Source organism: Actinomadura meridiana, from assembly GCF_039537545.1.
Taxonomy (GTDB): domain Bacteria; phylum Actinomycetota; class Actinomycetes; order Streptosporangiales; family Streptosporangiaceae; genus Spirillospora; species Spirillospora meridiana.
Window position 1 is genome coordinate 253,302 of the sequence record NZ_BAABAS010000029.1, and the last position, 17,295, is coordinate 270,596.

General features: G+C 71.8%; 17 protein-coding genes and 1 pseudogene. 8 read left to right on the forward strand and 10 right to left on the reverse strand.

The features are described from left to right. Positions 1 to 80: 80 nt before the first annotated feature. Together ABD808_RS36195 and lon are read right to left on the reverse strand one after the other, a co-directional pair. Entirely contained in the window at positions 81 to 1,082 is a 1,002-nt protein-coding gene (locus ABD808_RS36195; protein WP_344907254.1) for a Gfo/Idh/MocA family protein, read from the reverse strand. A 171-nt stretch (positions 1,083 to 1,253) separates the two neighbouring features. Then, entirely contained in the window at positions 1,254 to 3,650 is a 2,397-nt protein-coding gene (lon, locus tag ABD808_RS36200) for an endopeptidase La (RefSeq protein WP_344907257.1), read from the reverse strand. A 210-nt stretch (positions 3,651 to 3,860) separates the two neighbouring features. Here lon and ABD808_RS38730 point away from each other — a divergent pair. From ABD808_RS38730 to ABD808_RS36225, 5 genes and pseudogenes are all read left to right on the forward strand, one after another. Then, positions 3,861 to 4,478, forward strand: a pseudogene (locus tag ABD808_RS38730) (MFS transporter); the annotation flags it as partial. Next, positions 4,418 to 5,155 (forward strand): MFS transporter, encoded by a 738-nt coding sequence (locus ABD808_RS36210; protein WP_344907263.1) that lies wholly within the window; start codon positions 4,418 to 4,420, stop codon positions 5,153 to 5,155. The pseudogene ABD808_RS38730 and the gene ABD808_RS36210, both read left to right, overlap by 61 nt. 81 nt (positions 5,156 to 5,236) lie before the next feature. Next, positions 5,237 to 6,109, forward strand: coding sequence for an aminoglycoside phosphotransferase family protein (locus ABD808_RS36215; RefSeq protein ID WP_344907657.1), 873 nt, complete (start codon positions 5,237 to 5,239; stop codon positions 6,107 to 6,109). A 1-nt stretch (position 6,110) separates the two neighbouring features. After that, positions 6,111 to 7,100, forward strand: a complete 990-nt coding sequence (locus ABD808_RS36220) for a S66 family peptidase (RefSeq protein ID WP_344907266.1) — start codon at positions 6,111 to 6,113, stop codon at positions 7,098 to 7,100. Positions 7,101 to 7,287: 187 nt separating this feature from the next. Continuing rightward, positions 7,288 to 7,689 carry a hypothetical protein gene (locus tag ABD808_RS36225; RefSeq protein ID WP_344907269.1) on the forward strand — a complete coding sequence of 134 codons (402 nt, stop codon included), beginning with the start codon at positions 7,288 to 7,290 and terminating at the stop codon, positions 7,687 to 7,689. A gap of 107 nt (positions 7,690 to 7,796) precedes the next feature. Here ABD808_RS36225 and ABD808_RS36230 read toward each other — a convergent pair whose 3' ends face one another. The 3 genes from ABD808_RS36230 to ABD808_RS36240 all read right to left on the reverse strand — a co-directional run bounded on the left by ABD808_RS36230 (position 7,797) and on the right by ABD808_RS36240 (position 9,561). Further along, the gene (locus tag ABD808_RS36230) at positions 7,797 to 8,723 is read right to left on the reverse strand and encodes a bifunctional helix-turn-helix transcriptional regulator/GNAT family N-acetyltransferase (protein ID WP_344907272.1); all 927 of its coding nucleotides are present in this window, start codon (positions 8,721 to 8,723) and stop codon (positions 7,797 to 7,799) included. 88 nt (positions 8,724 to 8,811) lie between these two features. Next, the gene (locus ABD808_RS36235; RefSeq protein WP_344907274.1) at positions 8,812 to 9,123 is read right to left on the reverse strand and encodes a DUF3817 domain-containing protein; all 312 of its coding nucleotides are present in this window, start codon (positions 9,121 to 9,123) and stop codon (positions 8,812 to 8,814) included. Positions 9,124 to 9,204: 81 nt separating this feature from the next. Next, positions 9,205 to 9,561: a hypothetical protein gene (locus ABD808_RS36240; protein WP_344907278.1), complete on the reverse strand. Its 357-nt coding sequence runs from the start codon at positions 9,559 to 9,561 to the stop codon at positions 9,205 to 9,207. A 172-nt stretch (positions 9,562 to 9,733) separates the two neighbouring features. On the opposite strand from ABD808_RS36240, the gene ABD808_RS36245 reads away from it, so the two are divergent. The 3 genes from ABD808_RS36245 to ABD808_RS36255 all read left to right on the forward strand — a co-directional run bounded on the left by ABD808_RS36245 (position 9,734) and on the right by ABD808_RS36255 (position 14,362). Continuing rightward, entirely contained in the window at positions 9,734 to 11,125 is a 1,392-nt protein-coding gene (locus ABD808_RS36245; protein WP_344907280.1) for an SWIM zinc finger family protein, read from the forward strand. Beyond that, positions 11,122 to 13,746: a DUF6493 family protein gene (locus tag ABD808_RS36250; RefSeq protein WP_344907283.1), complete on the forward strand. Its 2,625-nt coding sequence runs from the start codon at positions 11,122 to 11,124 to the stop codon at positions 13,744 to 13,746. The genes ABD808_RS36245 and ABD808_RS36250 overlap by 4 nt, the downstream gene beginning before the upstream one ends. Positions 13,747 to 13,819: 73 nt before the next feature. Beyond that, positions 13,820 to 14,362, forward strand: a complete 543-nt coding sequence (locus tag ABD808_RS36255) for a methylated-DNA--[protein]-cysteine S-methyltransferase (protein WP_344907286.1) — start codon at positions 13,820 to 13,822, stop codon at positions 14,360 to 14,362. Between the two features lie 53 nt (positions 14,363 to 14,415). On the opposite strand, the gene ABD808_RS36260 is transcribed toward ABD808_RS36255, so the two are convergent. The 5 genes from ABD808_RS36260 to ABD808_RS36280 form a co-directional block, all read right to left on the reverse strand. Then, entirely contained in the window at positions 14,416 to 14,904 is a 489-nt protein-coding gene (locus tag ABD808_RS36260) for a glutathione peroxidase (RefSeq protein WP_344907289.1), read from the reverse strand. A gap of 136 nt (positions 14,905 to 15,040) precedes the next feature. After that, positions 15,041 to 15,202 carry a hypothetical protein gene (locus ABD808_RS36265; protein WP_344907292.1) on the reverse strand — a complete coding sequence of 54 codons (162 nt, stop codon included), beginning with the start codon at positions 15,200 to 15,202 and terminating at the stop codon, positions 15,041 to 15,043. 170 nt (positions 15,203 to 15,372) lie between these two features. Beyond that, on the reverse strand, positions 15,373 to 15,531 hold the full coding sequence (locus tag ABD808_RS36270) for a hypothetical protein (RefSeq protein WP_344907295.1): 159 nt from the start codon (positions 15,529 to 15,531) through the stop codon (positions 15,373 to 15,375). Between the two features lie 85 nt (positions 15,532 to 15,616). Next, positions 15,617 to 15,973 carry a hypothetical protein gene (locus tag ABD808_RS36275; RefSeq protein WP_344907298.1) on the reverse strand — a complete coding sequence of 119 codons (357 nt, stop codon included), beginning with the start codon at positions 15,971 to 15,973 and terminating at the stop codon, positions 15,617 to 15,619. Between the two features lie 38 nt (positions 15,974 to 16,011). Then, the gene (locus tag ABD808_RS36280) at positions 16,012 to 17,175 is read right to left on the reverse strand and encodes an LCP family protein (RefSeq protein WP_344907301.1); all 1,164 of its coding nucleotides are present in this window, start codon (positions 17,173 to 17,175) and stop codon (positions 16,012 to 16,014) included. Between the last annotated feature and the right edge of the window lie 120 nt (positions 17,176 to 17,295).

A 17,295-nucleotide genomic window follows, 5' to 3' on the forward strand; every position in this document is an offset into this window, starting at 1 on the left:
CGAACGGTCGGTGAGAGGAGTTGATCACACATCGCGGCGGCGTCGCGACCCCCGCCGCCGCCACATCACGGCACCGGGATTCACCGCCGGACCTCGTCGGTGCCGACGGTCCGCCCCTCCCGCAGCGACAGCTCGCACGCCTCGGCCAGGTAGAACGCCTCCAGGGCCTCCTCGGGCGGGCACGGGTTGCCGCGCCGCCCGGCGACGACGTCCAGGAAGGCGCGCAGCTCGGCGTCGTAGGCGTCGGCGAAGCGCTCCAGGAACCCGCCGTACGCGCGCCTCGGCTCCTGCGCCCGCTCGGGCAGCGGGGTCGCGGGCGTGCGGTCGTCCAGGCCGGTGACGATGCTGTCCTTGGACCCGAACAGTTCCAGCCGCGCGTCGTACCCGGCGGCGTTGTAGCGGGTGGCGGACACGACCGCGAGCGTGCCGTCGTCCAGCACGAGCAGCGCCGACCCGGTGTCGACGTCGCCGCACGCGCGGAAGAAGTCGTCGCCCCGGTTGGCGCCCGCCGCCATCACCCGCACGACCTCGCGCCCGGTCACGAAGCGGATCAGGTCGAGGTCGTGGATGACGCAGTCGCGGAACAACCCGCCCGACGACGGGACGTACTCGGCGGGCGGCGGCGCGGGATCGAAGCTGCACGAGCGCACGGAGTGCAGCCAGCCGAGCCGCCCCGACAGCACGGCCTCGCGCGCCGCCGCGTTGCCCGCGTCGAACCGGCGCTGGAACCCCACCTGGACGGGCGTCTCCGCGCTCGCGGCGGCCGAAATAATATGGAACGTTCCATCAAGGTCGGAGGCGAGTGGTTTCTCGCAGAAAACGGGGACATGGGCGGCCATCGCGCGCTCGACCAGATTGGCGTGCGCATCCGTGGCGGCCGCGACGATCAGCCCGTCCAACCCTGAACGGAACAGCTCGTCGACCGCGTCCAGCGCCGTCGCGCGGGGCAGCCGGACGGCGAGGTCACGGGCGCGGGCGGGCTCCGCGTCGGCGATGACCAGGGCGTCCACCTCCGGCAGCGCGCCCAGGGCGGCGGCGTGGCGCTCCCCGATGCGCCCCGCGCCGGCCAGTCCGATCCTCATGGCGATCCCTCCCGGTCGGCGGTCAGGTGCCCACGAGTGTGCTGCCGCGCGCCGGCACCGTCAACGCTCGACGACGAGCGTTACCGGAGATGGAGGTGTCCGAAAACTCGGCGATTACTCGCGCGAACGCCCGCGCCGGGCACGGGGCCCCGGCACGGGCGTTCGGCTCGATCAGGCCGCGACGACCGTCGTGGCGGGCTCCAGAGCCAGGTCGAGCACCTCGCGGACGTCGCTGACGGCGAACACCGTCAGGTTCTCCAGCACCTCGGCCGGGACGTCCTCAAGGTCGGGCTCGTTGCGCTTCGGCACGATCGCGGTGGTGATGCCGAGCCGGGACGCGGCCAGCAGCTTCTGCTTCAGGCCGCCGATCGGCAGCACCCGACCGGTCAGCGACACCTCGCCGGTCATCGCCACGTCCGAACGGACGGGCCGTCCCGACAGCAGCGACGCCAGCGCCGCCGTCATCGTGATGCCCGCGCTCGGACCGTCCTTCGGGATCGCCCCGGCAGGCACGTGGACGTGCACGCCCCGGTCCTTCAGGTCGCCGACGGGCAGCTCCAGCTCCGCGCCCCGCGACCGCAGGTAGCTGAGCGCGATCCGCGCCGACTCCTTCATGACGTCGCCGAGCTGCCCGGTGAGCGTCACGCCGGTGTCGCCCGTCTCCCGGTCGGCAAGCGACGCCTCGATGTACAGCACGTCGCCGCCCGCGCCGGTGACCGCCAGGCCCGTCGCGACGCCGGGCACGCCCGTCCGCCGCTCGTTCCTGCTCAGCTCCACCTCCGGCGTGTAGCGGGGCCGCCCCAGGTAGTCCCGGAGATTATCCGCGCCGATCGAGACGGGCAGTTCCGCCTTCTCCAGCGCCACGTTCGCGGCGACCTTCCGCAGGACCCGCGCGATCGACCGGTCCAGCGACCGGACGCCCGCCTCCCGCGTGTACTCGGCCGCCAGCAGCCGCAGCGCGTCGTCGCCGAACGCCACCTCCGCCGCCTCCAGGCCCGCCTTGTCGAGCTGGCGCGGCAGCAGGTGGTCACGCGCGATCGTGACCTTCTCGTGCTCGGTGTAGCCGTCCAGCTGGACGAGCTCCATCCGGTCGAGCAGCGGCCCGGGGATCGCCTCCACCACGTTGGCCGTGGCGAGGAACAGCACGTCGCTCAGGTCGAGCTCGACCTCCAGGTAGTGGTCGCGGAACGTGTGGTTCTGCTCGGGGTCGAGCACCTCCAGCAGCGCCGCCGTCGGGTCACCCCGATAGTCGGCGCCGACCTTGTCGACCTCGTCCAGCAGCACGACGGGGTTCATCGACCCGGCCTCCCGCACGGCCCGGACGATCCGTCCGGGAAGCGCACCAACATACGTCCGCCGGTGCCCCCGGATCTCGGCCTCGTCCCTGACACCGCCCAGGGCGACTCGCACGAACTTACGCCCCATGGCCCGAGCGACCGACTCACCCAGCGAGGTCTTACCAACCCCAGGAGGCCCGGTGAGAGCAAGCACGGCCCCGCTCCTGCGTCCGCCGACAACGCCCAGCCCGCGCTCCTCACGCCGCTTCCGGACGGCCAGGTACTCGACGATGCGCTCCTTCACATCATCAAGCCCGGCGTGATCAGCATCGAGGATCTCCCGAGCGCCCGCGATGTCGTAGGCGTCCTCAGTCCGCGTGTTCCACGGGATATCAAGAACCGTGTCGAGCCACGTCCGGATCCAGCCGCCCTCCGGCGAAGCGTCGGACGACCGCTCCAGCTTGTCGACCTCCTTCAAGGCCGCCTCGCGCACCTTCTCGGGCAGGTTCGCGGCCTCGATCCGGGCCCGGTAGTCGTCCTCCTCGTCGGCGGGGTCGCCGTTCAGGTCGGCCAGCTCCTTGCGGATGGCCTCCTGCTGCTGCCGCAGCAGGAACTCCCGCTGCGTCTTCTCCATGCCCTCCTGGACGTCCTTGCGGATCGTCTCGGCCACGTCCAGCTCGGCGAGATGGTCACGGGCCCACCCGATCACCAGCGTCAGCCGCTCCACCACGTCCGGGGTCTCCAGGACCTCGATCTTCTGCTCGTCCGACAGGTACGGCGCGTACCCGGCGTTGTCCGCCAGGGTGGACGGGTCGTCGATCTGCTGCACCACGTCCACGACCTGCCAGGCACCCCGCTTCTGGAGGATCGCGCTGACCAGGCTCTTGTACTCCTTCGCCAGCTCCTGCGCGCGTCCGGACGCGGGCGGCGTCTCGATCAGGACGCCCTCCACCCACAGCGCCGCGCCGGGCCCGGTCGTCCCGGTCCCGATCCGCACCCGCTGCACACCGCGAACAACGGCCCCGGGCTCCCCACCGGGCAGCCGCCCCTCCTGCTCGACCACACCAAGCGTGCCGACACCGGCGTACTGCCCGTTCAACCGGGGCACCAACAGCACCCGCGGCTTGCTCGCCGACCGGACACCCGGCCCCTGCCCCCGGGCCACCGCCCGAGCGGCCTCGATCGCGGCCCGCACCTCGCCGCTCTCCGAAAGATCCAGCGGCACCACCATGCCGGGCAGAACGGCCCCGTCGTCCAGGGGCAGCACCGGCAGCGTCAGGGTCTCGCTCATGCTCAGCTCCAATCCGAGAACCCAACTCCAAGTTGAGTCATTCACACTCAAGAAACCGGAGCAGCTTTTTGTTTCCCCAACAACGTTCGCTCTCAGCGATCACCAACCCCCCACCCACCCCGACATCGGCGAAGCCCCCCACTTCCAGCACCCGGACGACCTTCTGACCGCACGACGCCGCCGAATCAGGCCGCCAGCGTCACAAGCCGCATGGCCGAGTCCAGACCGAACGTTGGAGGCCAACCATCGGCGGCGTCGCGCCGGACAACGGGTCGGCACCAGAGGCTCGGGCGCCCGTTCGCGAAACTGTGGGCGGCGAGCACATTGTCCGGACTGGGCGACGGCACCACCCAGATCGCCGCGGCCCTGCTGGCCGCCGCCCTCACCCACGACCCGATCCAGATCGCCGGGCTCATGATCGCCCAACAGCTTCCCCTGATGCTGTTCGCCCTGCCCGGCGGAGCGCTGGTCGACCGGCTGGACCGCCGTCGCGTCATGGTCACGGCCTGCGTGGTCCGTGCTGCCGCGCTGGGCCTGGTGGCCACGGCGACCGCTGCCGGGCACGCCTCACTGCCGCTGCTCTACGCGACGTTCTTCATGGTCGGCTGCATTGGCCTGCTGTTCGAGAACGCGTCCATCGCGCTGCTGCCCTCCATCATCGACACCACCCAACTGGAACGCGCGAACGGCAGACTCCAGGCAGCGACGGTGCTCAGCCAGCAACTCCTTGCCAAACCGATCGGCGGAATGCTGTTCGCCGTGGCGGCATGGGCGCCCTTCACCCTCGACACCCTCGCCCTTCTGTTCACGGCCATCCTGATCATCACTCTGCCCGCCAGCGGCCACCAAGGTCGCTCAACGCTTCAACCAGGGCTTCCCACCCGACCTTCCATGATTCGATCCGCGAAGGCCTGGACTGGCTGGCACGCCACCGGCTGCTGCGCACCATGTCGGTCACCGTCGGGCTGTCCAACCTGGGTCTGGGCGCGGCGTTCTCCGTCGCCGTCCTCATCGCCCGCGAACGGCTCGGCGTCGGTCCGGCCGGGTACGGATTCCTCCTCACCGCCGGAGCCGTGGGCGGGGTCGTCGGCGGCCTGGCCGCCGGTCGAATCATCGCCCTGCTCGGCACCGGCACGACGCTGCGCGCCGGCCTGGTCATCGAGACGCTGATCCACCCCGGGCTGGCCTTGACCCGCAGCGCGATCACCGCCGGTGGGCTGTTCGCGCTGCTCAGCTTCCACCTCGTCGTCCTCTCCACCATCGGAGCCTCGCTGCGCCAACAGATCGTCCCCGCCCGCCTGCTCGGACGCGTCCACAGCGCCTACCGGTTGGTCACCAACAGCGGCATGTGCCTCGGCTCCATCCTCGGCGGCGTCCTCGCACACTATTTCGGGCTGACCGCTCCCTTCTGGCTGGGCCTCGCCCGCGCGGCCGCCCTCACCGCATGCGCCTGGCGAATCCTGAGCGACCGCTCAACCCACGCAGCCCGCGAGAACGCCCGCTGATCGCCGAGCCCGTTTGGGGCGGCCGTCGAAAATGCGTTGACGGGTGGGGTGCCGGGACGATCATGTGAACCGGTGACCAAGATGCACGCGGATGAGGCCGATGTCAGTGCCGACCTTGTCCGGCGGCTGGTGCGCGGGCAGTTTCCCGAGTGGGTGGAGCTACCGGTCGAGCGGCTCGCTTCGGGCGGGACGGTCAACGCGGTCTTCCGGCTTGGTGACGCGCTGACGGTGCGGCTTCCCCTGACCAGGAGCGGCGTCAAGCAGCTGGAATGGGAGCGGCGGTGGCTGCCCCTGCTCGCGCCCGCGTTGCCCGTCGCGATTCCCACGGTGGTAGCGCGGGGTGAGCCCGGCGAGGGGTATCCGTGGGTCTGGTCGGTGCATCGGTGGATCGAGGGCGAGAACCCCGTGGAAGGCGTCCTCGCTGAGGCCGATGGTCTTGCTCGGGATTTGGGGGCATTCGTCCGGGCCATGTGGGGGCTGAGGGTGGAGGACGGGCCGCGCGCCTATCGTGGGGCGCCGCTGGAGACCGTCGACGCCTACACGCGGGAGGCGATCGAGGAGCTGCGCCGGACCGACGAGCCGTTCGACGCGGACGCCGCCACGGCCGCCTGGGAGGAGTCCCTGGCCGCGCCCGCGTGGGCCGGGGCGCCGCGCTGGGTACATTCCGACCTCATGCCCAGCAATCTGCTCGTCGCCGGGGGCAGGCTCGCCGCCGTCCTCGACTTCCCCACGGCGGGCGTCGGCGACCCGGCCTGCGATCTGATCCCGGCCTGGAACCTGTTGACGGCGTCGTCCAGGGACACGTTCATGGAGAGCGTGGGCGCGGACGACGCGACCTGGTTGCGCGGTCGTGGCTGGGCCCTGTCGATGGCCGTGATCCAGTTGCCCTACTACCGCGCCACCAACCCGGTCATCTCCACCAACGCCCGCTATGTGATCGCTCAGGTCGTGTGACGTGGACGTGGTCTTTCCGCGCAAGCTGTCCGCCGGGGACGTCGTGCGGGTGGTGGCGCCCGCCAGGTCGCGGGCGGTGGTGTTGGAGCACGACCACACGGCCGTCATCGCGGCGCGGTTCGCCGAGTTGGGGCTCGAACTGACCTATGGGCGGCATGTCGATGAGCGGGACGCCTTCGACTCGTCCAGCGTCGCCTCGCGCGTGGCGGACCTGCATGAGGCGTTCGCGGATCCGTCGGTGGTGGCGGTCATGACGGTTCTCGGCGGGTTCAACTGCAATGAGCTACTCCCCCATCTGGACTGGGATCTGATCCGCGCCAACCCCAAGATCCTCTGCGGGTACTCCGATATCACGGCGCTTCAGAACGCCATCTTCGCCCGGACGGGCCTGGTCACGTACTCGGGGCCGCACTGGTCGACGTTCGGGATGCGCGACCATTTCGAGGACACCCTGCGCTGGTTCACCTCGGTCACGTTCGGCACCGCGCCGGTCGCCCTGACCCCGGCCTCCCACTGGACCGACGACCTGTGGTTCCTCGACCAGGACGCGCGCGAGCCCGTCGTCAACGACGGGTGGTGGACGATCCGGCCCGGCGCTGGCGAGGGACGGATCGTCGGGGGCAACCTGTGCACGCTGAACCTGTTGCAGGGGACGCCGTTCATGCCGTCCCTCGATGGTGCATTGCTGGTCGTTGAGGACGACTTCGAGTCACACCCCGCGACCTTCGCGCGCGACCTGACGTCCCTGCTGCAACTCCCCGACGCGACCGGTGTCCAAGGGCTCGCCATCGGACGGTTCCAGAAGGCCAGCCGCATGACCCGGCCGCTGCTGGAACAGATCGTCGGCACCCAGCCCGCGCTGGACGGCGTCCCCGTTCTGGCCAACATCGACGTCGGTCACACCCACCCCGTGGCGACGTTCCCGATCGGCGGCCGGGCACGGCTGAACGTCGGCGAGCGCGCGACTGATCTGACGCTGCTGCGGCACTGAGACCACCGGCCCGCGGGCCACGCGGGCAATGGGCAGGCAAAGTCGGCTTCTTGATCACGATTCTTTGCGACGGGCTCGGTTTACGCGCGCATGACGTGAGGGTACCTACCGCAACGAGATCGTGACAATGAGTGAACGAAACAGCCTCGGGGCGGCAAAGCCTCAGGTCGGCACACGGGGGGTCCGGATGCACCGTACAGAGCGCGACACCCTCCCGCGACTCTCCCCGCACGGCCCGGTCCGTACGGCCGAGGGCGTCCACGGCGCGTCCCACCCCGGCAGGCACCGTCCCCCAACGGGCGCCGTGGCCGGGACGCGCGGCGGCACACCTCGGGTCCTCGGCCGTACCGGACCGACCGGGTTCCCCGCCGACCGCATCCGGGTCCCGGCGCCGCACACCCCCGCGGCGTCGGCGTCCCCCATCGGCCGGGCCCACGGCATCGTCCAGTCGTGCCGTCGGCCCGGCCCCGGGCATCATCCGGGCGCCATTCCGGCGCCCGCTCCCGATCGCCGGACGGGTCTTCCCTCCGGCCCGGTGCGGGAGGGGGGTGGGAATCAGTTCCGAGTCGAACCGGCGTCACGCCGGTGAGAAGCGGCGGCCGGTACTCCGTCCGACCCCCGTCCCGGCCGCCGGTGCAGCAAGGGATCGCTGCGGAAGCCGGGCCCGTGGAGGCACAGCGCCACCACGGGCCCGGTTCACAGCTTCTTGCGCCAGACCAGTCCGTGGACGGTGTCGCCGAAGCGTTCGACCGGGGGCTCCTTCTCGTCCAGGACGAAACCGGCGCGCTCGTAGATCCGGTGTGCCGGGCGTTGCAGCACCGTCGTCCACAGCATGATCTCCGCGTAGCCGGCCTCGGTGGCGAAGCGGACGCACTCGTCGACCAGGGCCGACCCGACGCCCATGCCGCGCGCCTCGGGCTCGACGTGCAGCAGCCGTAGCTGGGCCACGTCGTCGTCGCGGCGGACGCAGAAGATGCCGCCGACCCGCGCGCCGCCCGACTCGGCGATCCAGGCGTTCTCCCACTCGGGGTCGTGGTCCCGCACGTAGTCGGCGACGATCTCGGCGATGAGCGCCTCGTAGGTGCGGTCCCAGCCGCATTCCTGGTTGTAGAGGGCGCCGTTGCGGTCCACGATCCAGCCGAGGTCGCCGGGACGCAGCGAGCGCAGCGTCACGTCGCGGTCCCGGTTCGGGCGGTCGCCGAGGACGCCGTGGACGGTCCGCATGGCGGCGAGCAACCGCCGCCGGTCACCCGTCGGCAGGCCCTCCAGCAGGTCGCGGATCTCGGTCACGGACCGCGCGTCCAGCATCGCGAAGACCTCCCGGCCGCGCGCCGTGAGCCGGACGGACTGGCGGCGGGCGTCACCGGCCAGGCGCTCCCGCGCGACCAGGCCGTCACTCTCGAACCGCGCGAGCATCCGGCTGAGGTAGCCGGCGTCCAGGGCGAGGGTACGGCGCAGGTTGAGGACCTCCGTGTCCTCCCGCTGGGCCAGCTCGAAGATCACCCGCGCCTCGGTGAGCGAGTAGGGGGACCGCACGAGCCCCTCGCCGAGCACGCCGATGACGCCGGTGTAGAACCGGTTGAACGCCCGGACCGTGCCGATGTCGTCGTCGGCCACCTCCATGGGACCCCTCCCAAACGTTTGACTCAGTCAAACGTTACCTTGCGAAAGATCGGGTTCGCCAGCTCTGGAAACATCGACCGGGAAACGGTCAGGCGTTCGCCTCGGCCTTCGCCGCCGGGAGCACCCGCGCGTCGCGCACGATCCGGCGCTCGACGAAGAAGGTCATCAGCGGCACGACGCCGCCGAGCACGATCATCACCATCCGGCCGAGCGGCCAGCCCGTCCGGCGCCACAGGTCGTAGGCGACCACCAGGTAGACCATGTAGAAGAAGCCGTGGACGGGCGCCACGACGCCCGCCATGGCGGGCTCGTCGATCGGCGTGTACTTCAGGATCATCCCGATCGTCAGCAGCACCAGCAGGGTGCCGACCACCAGCGCCAGGATCCGGTACCTGGTCACCGCGCCTTCCACAGAGCACACCTTTCGTCGATGCCCGCACGCCGCCGGAGGTTCCCCGCCCGGACGGCCCGTGCGGCGGGGTCAGCCGCGTCCGCCGCCCTCGGCGTTGAGCCGCGCGAGGTAGCGGTTGTAGGCCGCGAGCGCCGGGTCCTCTTCCTCGTGCCGCCGGATGATCTCCCGTTTGACCGCGGCCTCGGCGGGCTCCTCGATCACCTTCGGGGCCGGCGCCGTGCCCGCCCGCTCGTCCCGGATCATCTTGATCCACATGACGACCACGAACAGCGCGAAGATCGGCCATTCGAAGGTGTAGGCCCAGCTGCGGTCGTTGCCCTGTTGCGCGCGGTCGTACTGCCACCAGCCGAAGCCGATGAACGCGCCGCACAGCGCGAGGGCGATCGCGTGCAGCCCGATCCAGCCTGGTGTGAGGAACCGTCGCACGGCACCGAGCCTACCCCCGGCCCCGCGCGCCCCGACCTCACCCCCTGACATGGGCGCGAAGGCCCGGTGACGAGGGCACGGAGGCTCGATGCGCAGGGTCCGCGGAAGCCCGGCGGCGAGGGCGCGGAGGCTCGGTCCGCGAAATGTCGGCGGCCCGCTCTACGGTCGCCGCATGACGACCAGCACCGTGGCCGCAGGGGCCGCCCAGTCGTACTCGTACACGCGGCCGTCCGGGCTCGACGAGGGGCTCCTGGGCCTGTCCACGTCCGGCGGGACGACGAGCGACGGGCCGCGCGCCCATCCGCACTTCTTCAGCGGAGTCCTCACGCAGGCGGCCCCGGCGGCGGCGGCGCTGCTGGGCCTCGCCGACGTCGCGCAGACCCGGTACCACCAGCCGCGCCCCACCTCGTTCCGCGACCCGGTCGTCACGTGCGGCGGCGACCGGCTGCGGATGGAGTCGTTCTCCGCGTGCGGCGGCGTCTACGCGCGGCTGGACGTGCTGGAGCCCGCGCTGGACGGCGACGTCCACGAGCGCGGCACGACCAACGTCGACGTGAACGGCCCCCTGCGCGAGGCCCTGGCCCGGGTCGGCGGCTCCGATCCGCTGCACCTGGCGGTCGGCGCCGAGGAACTGGCCGTGACGACCCTGGACGGCGCCGTCGTCGAGAAGAAGGTCCCCCTCCCCGACCGGTGGCTGCGCGGGTTCGCCGAGGTGCAGGTCATCACGGCCGGGTTCGATCCGCGCGGCGAGCTGGCGGGGCCTGACGCCGTCCGGTTCCTGCGGTCCCTGCCCAAGCGCGCGCGGGAGGCCCTCTGGGTGGTGCCCGCCGGGCGGACGCTGCGGGTCTCGCCGCGTCCGGCGCCCGGCGCGGTGTGCCTGGCGGGGCCCGACCGGCTGCGGACGCTGCTGCCCCTGCTCCGCTTCGCGCGTGCCCTGCGCGTCTACGGGCCGCCCGTCACGGCCGGGAGCGGGCCGGTGTCCAGCGTGTGGGAGCTGGAGCTGCCCGGGATGCGGTACGTCCTGACCTTGTCTCCCCGGCATTCGCGCGGCTTCTCCGGCGAGGGCGCCGTGCTCGACGCCCTCACGACCGACGAGGCCGCCGGGGACGCCGACCTCGTCGGCGCGCTGCTGTCGTTCGAGCCCCGCGTCGACCCCGACCTGCTGTCCGAGCGGTCCGGGCTCACCCTGGAGCGGACGAGGGCCGCCCTGACCCAGCTCGGGACGTCCGGCCGCGTCGGGTTCGACACGGCCGAGGCCGCGTTCTTCCACCGCGAGCTGCCCTACGACTCCACCCGGGTCGCGGCGCTCAACCCCCGGTTGCGGTCGGCTCAGGCGCTGGTCGAGGGCGACGCGGTGCGGTTCGTCGGCGACAGCACCGCGATCGTGCGGACCGACGGCGGCGACCGCGAGGTCCGCTTCGACGGCGACCGCGTCACCTGCACGTGCCCCTGGTGGTACGACCATCGCGGGGAGCGCGGGCCGTGCAAGCACGTCCTGGCCGCCCGCATGGTCCGCCGCGCCGCCGACGCGACCGCCGAGACGACCGCCGAGGCCGTCCGATGAGCGCGCGGGACGACCTCTGGAAGGCCGTCGCCGTCGGGAACCTGCCAGAGACCGTGCGGCTCGTGGCGGCGCTCGACGACTCCGAACGCCGCGCCGCGGCCAAGGAACTGCGGGGCGAGCTGAAGAGGCTGCGCGCCGCGTACCGGTACGGGTTCCTCGACCGGACGGTCATCAACGCGCTCCTCCTGGCCGGTGCGGGCACGATCGGCGGCCCGGCCGCCGCCGCGACCTGGCTGTGCCGGTCGGACCTGCGTCCCTGGTGGCCCGGCGACGCGACCGGGAGACTGTGCGAGGCGCTGTGCGACGTCACGTCCTTCCGCCCGGCCGAGTGGCGCGCCGAGGTCGCCCACCGCGTCGCCGCCCGCCTTCGGACCACCGACGACGACCTGGTTCGCTGGCACATCGCCGCCGCGCTCGCCAGGTCCGCCGGTGGCGCTCCCCCGGTGTCGGACGGTTTCGTCGTCGGCTGGGCCACCGACGGCGTCAGCCCGGGGGAACTCGCCGACGACCCGTTCCTGGAGACCCTCGTCCCGAAGCTGTTCGAGGTGGACGGGGTGGGCGCCGTCCTCTCCCGGCCGAGCTTCCGCAACGGCTGGGACACCGCCGGCGGCCAGTCCTGGGCCACAGCGCTCACCGGCCTCGCCCGCGCCGGACGGCTCGACCGCGCCGCCCTTCTGGACGGCTGCGTCAGCCGTTTCCTGCGGGGCGGCACACCACACGACCTCCGCTGGTTCGTCCAGTTGCACGAGGCCCTCGAACCCACCGACGACGAGGCGACGGCGCGGGTCCGCGACTATGTGCGGTTGCTTCCGGCGGCGCCGCCGACCGTCGCCGATCTCGCCTTGGGCCAGGTGCGCCGGGTGGACGACCTGGAGCACCTCGACACGGCGCTGTTCGACGAGGCGGCGGGCGCCGTGCTGTTCCGCACCGAGAAGAAGCTCGTCCGCGCCACGCTGACCTGGCTCGACCGGACGGCCCGCAAACGCGACCGCGTCGACGCCACCCTGCGCGCCGTCCTCGTCGTGCTCGGGTCCGACGACCTTGACCTGCGGGAACGCGCCGTCAAGATCCTGGTGAGGCATGCCGCCAAGGCGGGCGACACCGCCCGCGAGGAGGTCCGGGAAGCCGCCGTCGGCCTTCCGACCGACCTGCGCGCCACCGTGGCCGCCGCGTTCGGCGAGGTCGAGGCCGCCGCCGGGCCCGCGCCGCTCGCGGCCCCGCCGCCCTTCACACCGCGCGAGTGGCCCACCCCGATCGGGTCGCTCACCGAACTCGCCGACGAGTTCGCCGACCTCGTCCACGCGGAAGAGCAGTGGGTCCGCGCCGAACGCTTCCTGGGCGCGCTCGTCGAGTTCGCCCACCGCGACCTCGACGCGACCAGGGCGGCCCTCCGCAAGGCCACGCCGTGGCTCATCGACCACGACGGCGCCTCGTCCTGGCACGGGACCAACTGGGGCGTGTCCGGGATCACCCTCCGGGGCCTGACCCACCCGAGATCCCGGCACGAGCTGATCAACAGGGTCACCGGGTTCGTCCGGGAGCAGACGACGAGGATCAGCCAATGGGCCGAGCCGCCGATGTCGCGGCTCCTCGGCTGGCGGGCGCGGGAGCTCGCGTCCGCGGTCGGGCGGACGCCCTTCCTGCTCGCGACCCCGACGCGGGGCAGCGGCCACATCGACCCGGACGTCCTCGTCGGCCGCCTCGAACGCCTGGAGGCCGCCGGGCTCGAACCGGGGGCGGCCGACGTCCTGCTGGCCAAGCTCCGGGTGCCCCGCGAGATCGACCCCGCCACGGTGGCGCGGGCCAGGACCCTGACGTCCCCCGTCGGCAGGGAGATGGCATCGTGGCTGGCGGGCGGCGGGCTCCTCGACCCCGTCGTCGAGTGCCGGTTCCTCGACGAGCCGATCGTGGTCGCCGGCGGTCTCGGCATACTTCTCCAGGTTCTGGCCTCGGCGGACGTCCCGGGCGACTCCGACATCGCGCGCTTCTGCGCCCTCGCGTCCGACCGGCCGGAGCGATGCCAGCAGTACGGCGGGCGCACCTCATCCTGGCCGTCCGTGCTGCCGTCCCACCGCGAGTTGGCCGCCGCCCATCTCCTCCCCCATGTGGCGGGCACCGAGGACCACGGGTGGGGGCAGGGCGGCCTCGTGCTCGACCTCGCCGAGGCCGACGGGCCCGCCGGGGCGGCCACCGGGACGCTGCTCGCCTGCGCGCTCGTGAACCGGGCCCCGCAGGAGCGGGCGAACGCCGTCGAGGCGTTCCTCGCCTTCGGCGGGCGCGGGCAGCTCCCCGCCGCCGAGACGGGTGCGGCCCTCGGCCATCTCACCGCCCTCGGGCGCATCACCTTCTCCCGCGCCGTGCGGAGCCTCACGTCCGCCGCCGACGCGGGGGCCCACGCCGACGTGTGGGCGACGGCCGCCGCCGCCCTCCCGCACGTCCTGCCCGCGCCGGGGGAACGCGCGGCGGCGGGCGTCCCCGACCTGCTGGGCCTCGCCACCCGCGTCGCCGAGAGCACGGGCGTCAGGGGCGCGATCCCCGCCGTCGCGGACGTCGCCGCACGCGGCGGGTCCAGCCGCCTCGTCAAGGAGTCGGCCCGCCTGCACCGCACCCTCGCAACGTGACGGCCTCCCGCGGTGTTGACTGAAGGAGAGCCGAGATATGCGACGCTGGACACGCTGGAAGGAGCGCCGAACGATGAGCGAGACCCTCGCCTTCGGCACGGTCGACACCGTGCTCGGACGCATGCTCGTCGCCGAGACCGAGACGGGCGTCGTGTCGCTGCACTTCCGCGACACCCCGGCGGCCCGCGCCCGTGTCGCCAAGGGGACCGGCCTGTCCGTCGTGGACGCGCCCGACCGCCTGGCCCCGGTGCTGTCGGCCGTCCGCGACTACTTCACCGGCGACCTGAAGCACTTCGAGGTCCCGATCGACTGGCGGCTCACGTCCGACGTGCAGCGGCAGGTTCTGACGACGCTGTACGAGTCCGTCCCGTACGGGAAGACGATCACCTACGGCGGTCTCGGCGACCGCAGTCGCACCGAGGTCCACGCGCAGGTCATCGGCCAGGTGATGGGCAGCAACCCGATCCCGCTGATCGTGCCGTGCCACCGCGTGGTCGCGTCCAACGGGCTCGGCGGCTACAGCGGCGGCTCAGGCGTGGAGGTCAAGCGCTGGCTCCTCACCCTGGAGGGCGCCCTGCCCGCCACCCTCGACTGGGACCTCACCCGCGCCCCCTGACCTCACCCGACCCGACCTCACCGGGCACCGCCCGGTGAGGAGGGCGCGGACGGTCAGGCCGGGAGGGTCTTGTCGATGGCGGTGACGACCTCGGCCGACTCCGGCTCGGTCTGAGGGGAGAAGCGGGCCGCCACCGTGCCGTCGGGGGCGACGAGGAACTTCTCGAAGTTCCAGCGGATGTCGCCGGTGTGGCCCTCCGCGTCGGGCGTGTCCACCAAGCCCTGGTAGAGGGCGTGGCGGCCGTCGCCGTTGACCTCGATCTTCTCGGTCAGCGGGAACGTGACGCCGTAGGTCGTCGAACAGAACTCCGCGATCTCGTCGGCGGAGCCGGGCTCCTGGCCCATGAACTGGTTGCAGGGCACTCCGAGGACGGTGAAACCGCGCCCGGCGTACCGCTCCTGCAACCGCTCAAGGCCGGAGTACTGCGGGGTGAGGCCGCATTTGGAGGCCACGTTGACCACGAGGACGGCCTTGCCCCGGTACTGGTCGAGGTCTGCGGAGCCGCCGCGCAGACCCTCGATCTCTACGTCGAAGACAGACATGAGGCCGATCTTAGGAGATCACTCCCTGAGACCGGTCGTGCCCTCGATGATGTCCCTGTCACTCTCGGACGGTGTCGAACCTGGACGAAGCCGAGGCCCCGGCGATGGTCGAGGCCCGGCGTCGCACCGGGTGGACTCAGCCGGGAGTGCCCAGGGCGTTCACGAAAGAGGCGAGCTGGTTGCCCGCCTTGCCCAACTGGCTGAACGCGTTGTTCACCACTCCTGCCGCATCGTTCGGTGAACTCAGCAAGTAGAAGATGACGAAGGCGATCGCCACATAGCGGAGGTTCTTCTTCATCCGTACGCCGTCCCTGGTTGTAGCGCGGTGACACAACTGACCCGATCCAATTGTGCCCAGGCGCGTCTGCCCGCAAAGCGCGATTTTACTGTGACGTGGGGGCAACCGCTTGCTGACCGCGCCACCAAACAGCCCCGTACCGCCGGGGTACGGGGCCGCGAAGCGCTCGGTCAGCTCGGGATGGCGCCCACGAACTGCGAAAACGACTCGGCGGCCGTGCCGAGCCCGCCGAGCGCGCTGTTGACGAGACTGGCCGCCCCCTCGGGCCTGCTGATGATGTACCACACGGTGAAGGCGATGGCGGCGATCTTCATGTGCTTCTTGTTCACTTCAACCACCCTCTGCGCTTGACTGTCTACGCAGAGTGATTCCCTGGGGCGGCCGGACGGAGATCAAGGCCGGTCAAAGAGAACGTCAGCCGTCCTTGGTGCCCGAGCCCTCGTCGCGGGAGCCTCTGGTGCCCGAGCCCTGGGCGCGCGAGTCTCCGGCGTGCGCGGTGAGGTACTCGACGTAGAGGGGACGCAGCGCGTCGGCCATCTCGCCCTCACCCGCGTGCGTGAACTCCTCGAGCAGCGACAGCCCGTGGAACAGGTCGAACTCGGCGCGGCCGACCTCCCCGGTGGCCGCCGCGGCGGCGGGGATGGCGCGCAGCAGGTCCCACAGGAAGCCGACGTCGCGGCGTTCCCTGGCGAGGCCCACCGCGCGGTCGTGCAGCTCCTTGGACGACAGCCCGTCGAGGTCGGCGGCGCCGTCCGGCGGCAGATCGGACATGCTCCGACTCTAGCCGCCGGTCCGGCCGACCTCGCGGGTCACTTGGTGATGACGTCCGCGGGGAGCTTCTGGTCCTGCTGGAGCGCCTCGAACATCTTCGACGCCTTGGCCCTGTCCCAGGTGATGTACGACCCGGCGCTCGGCGAGCTGCCGGAGCCGCCGATCGGGACGGTGGTCGTCACGCCGTCGCCCCCGCTCACGCCCTTCATCGCCCACATCATCCGGACGAGGTTGTGCAGGTGGTCGCCGTCGTCCACGAGGAAGTTGCTGGTGGCGTTCATCGCCAGCGGGACGCTCCGGAACGGGTTGAGCATCGTCCCCGGGCTCGTCGACTTCTTCATCAGGGCGCCGAAGAACTGGCGCTGGTGCTCGACCCGTTCGAGGTCGGCGCGGGCGAACTTGCGGGTGCGGACGTAGCCGAGCGCCTGCCCGCCGTCCAGCGTCTGGCAGCCCGCCTTGAGGTCGAGGCCCGCCTTGGGGTCCTTGATGTCGTCCTTGACGCAGATGTCGACGCCGCCGACGGCGTCCACCACCCCGACGAAGCCGTTGAAGCCGATCTCGGCGTAGTGGTCGATGTGGACGCCGGTGGCCTTCTCCACGGTCCGGACGAGCAGCTTGGGACCGCCGAACGCGAACGCCGCGTTCAGCTTGTTGGACCCGTGCCCCTGGATCGGGAGGTAGGAATCGCGCGGGAGGCTGATCAGCGACGTGCCGCCGGAGCCGTAGTGCAGCAGCATCATCGAGTCGGTGCGGCGGCCGCCCGCGAAGCCCGTCCTGAGCCGTTTCTGGTCGGCCTTGGACAAGCCCTCGCGGCTGTCGGAGCCGACGATCAGCCAGTTCGTCCCCGGCGTGTCACCGATCCGGCCGGGATAGTCCTCCAGCACGGACTCCCGCTTCAGCCGCGAGTCGAGGTAGAAGTAGCCGCCGACCATGACCACCAGCAGGACGACCACGAGACCGCCGACCACGCGCGGCCAGCGGCGCCGCCGTCGCCGCATGGGCGGGGCCCCGCCGTACTGGCCGCCACCGGCGTTCCCTCGTCCGGCGAGCTGGTCACCGGCGTACGGGTCGTCATAGGGATCGCCGTAGGCCTCCCGCCCATAGGCGGCGTGCTGGTGCTCCGCGCGTGCGGAGTGTTCCCTACTGCGCCCCACGTGGCCGTCCTCCCTGCGTGTCCAGCCCTCGGGCCGGGCGTCGGTCATGCCGTAGACCCTAGACAACCGAGGGTGGTCGGCGCGTCAATCCGGCGCATGATTGTCCACTGCTACAAATCGCCACACTGTGTGACACACGCGACGGACACCGTCCTCCGGAAGGCGCAC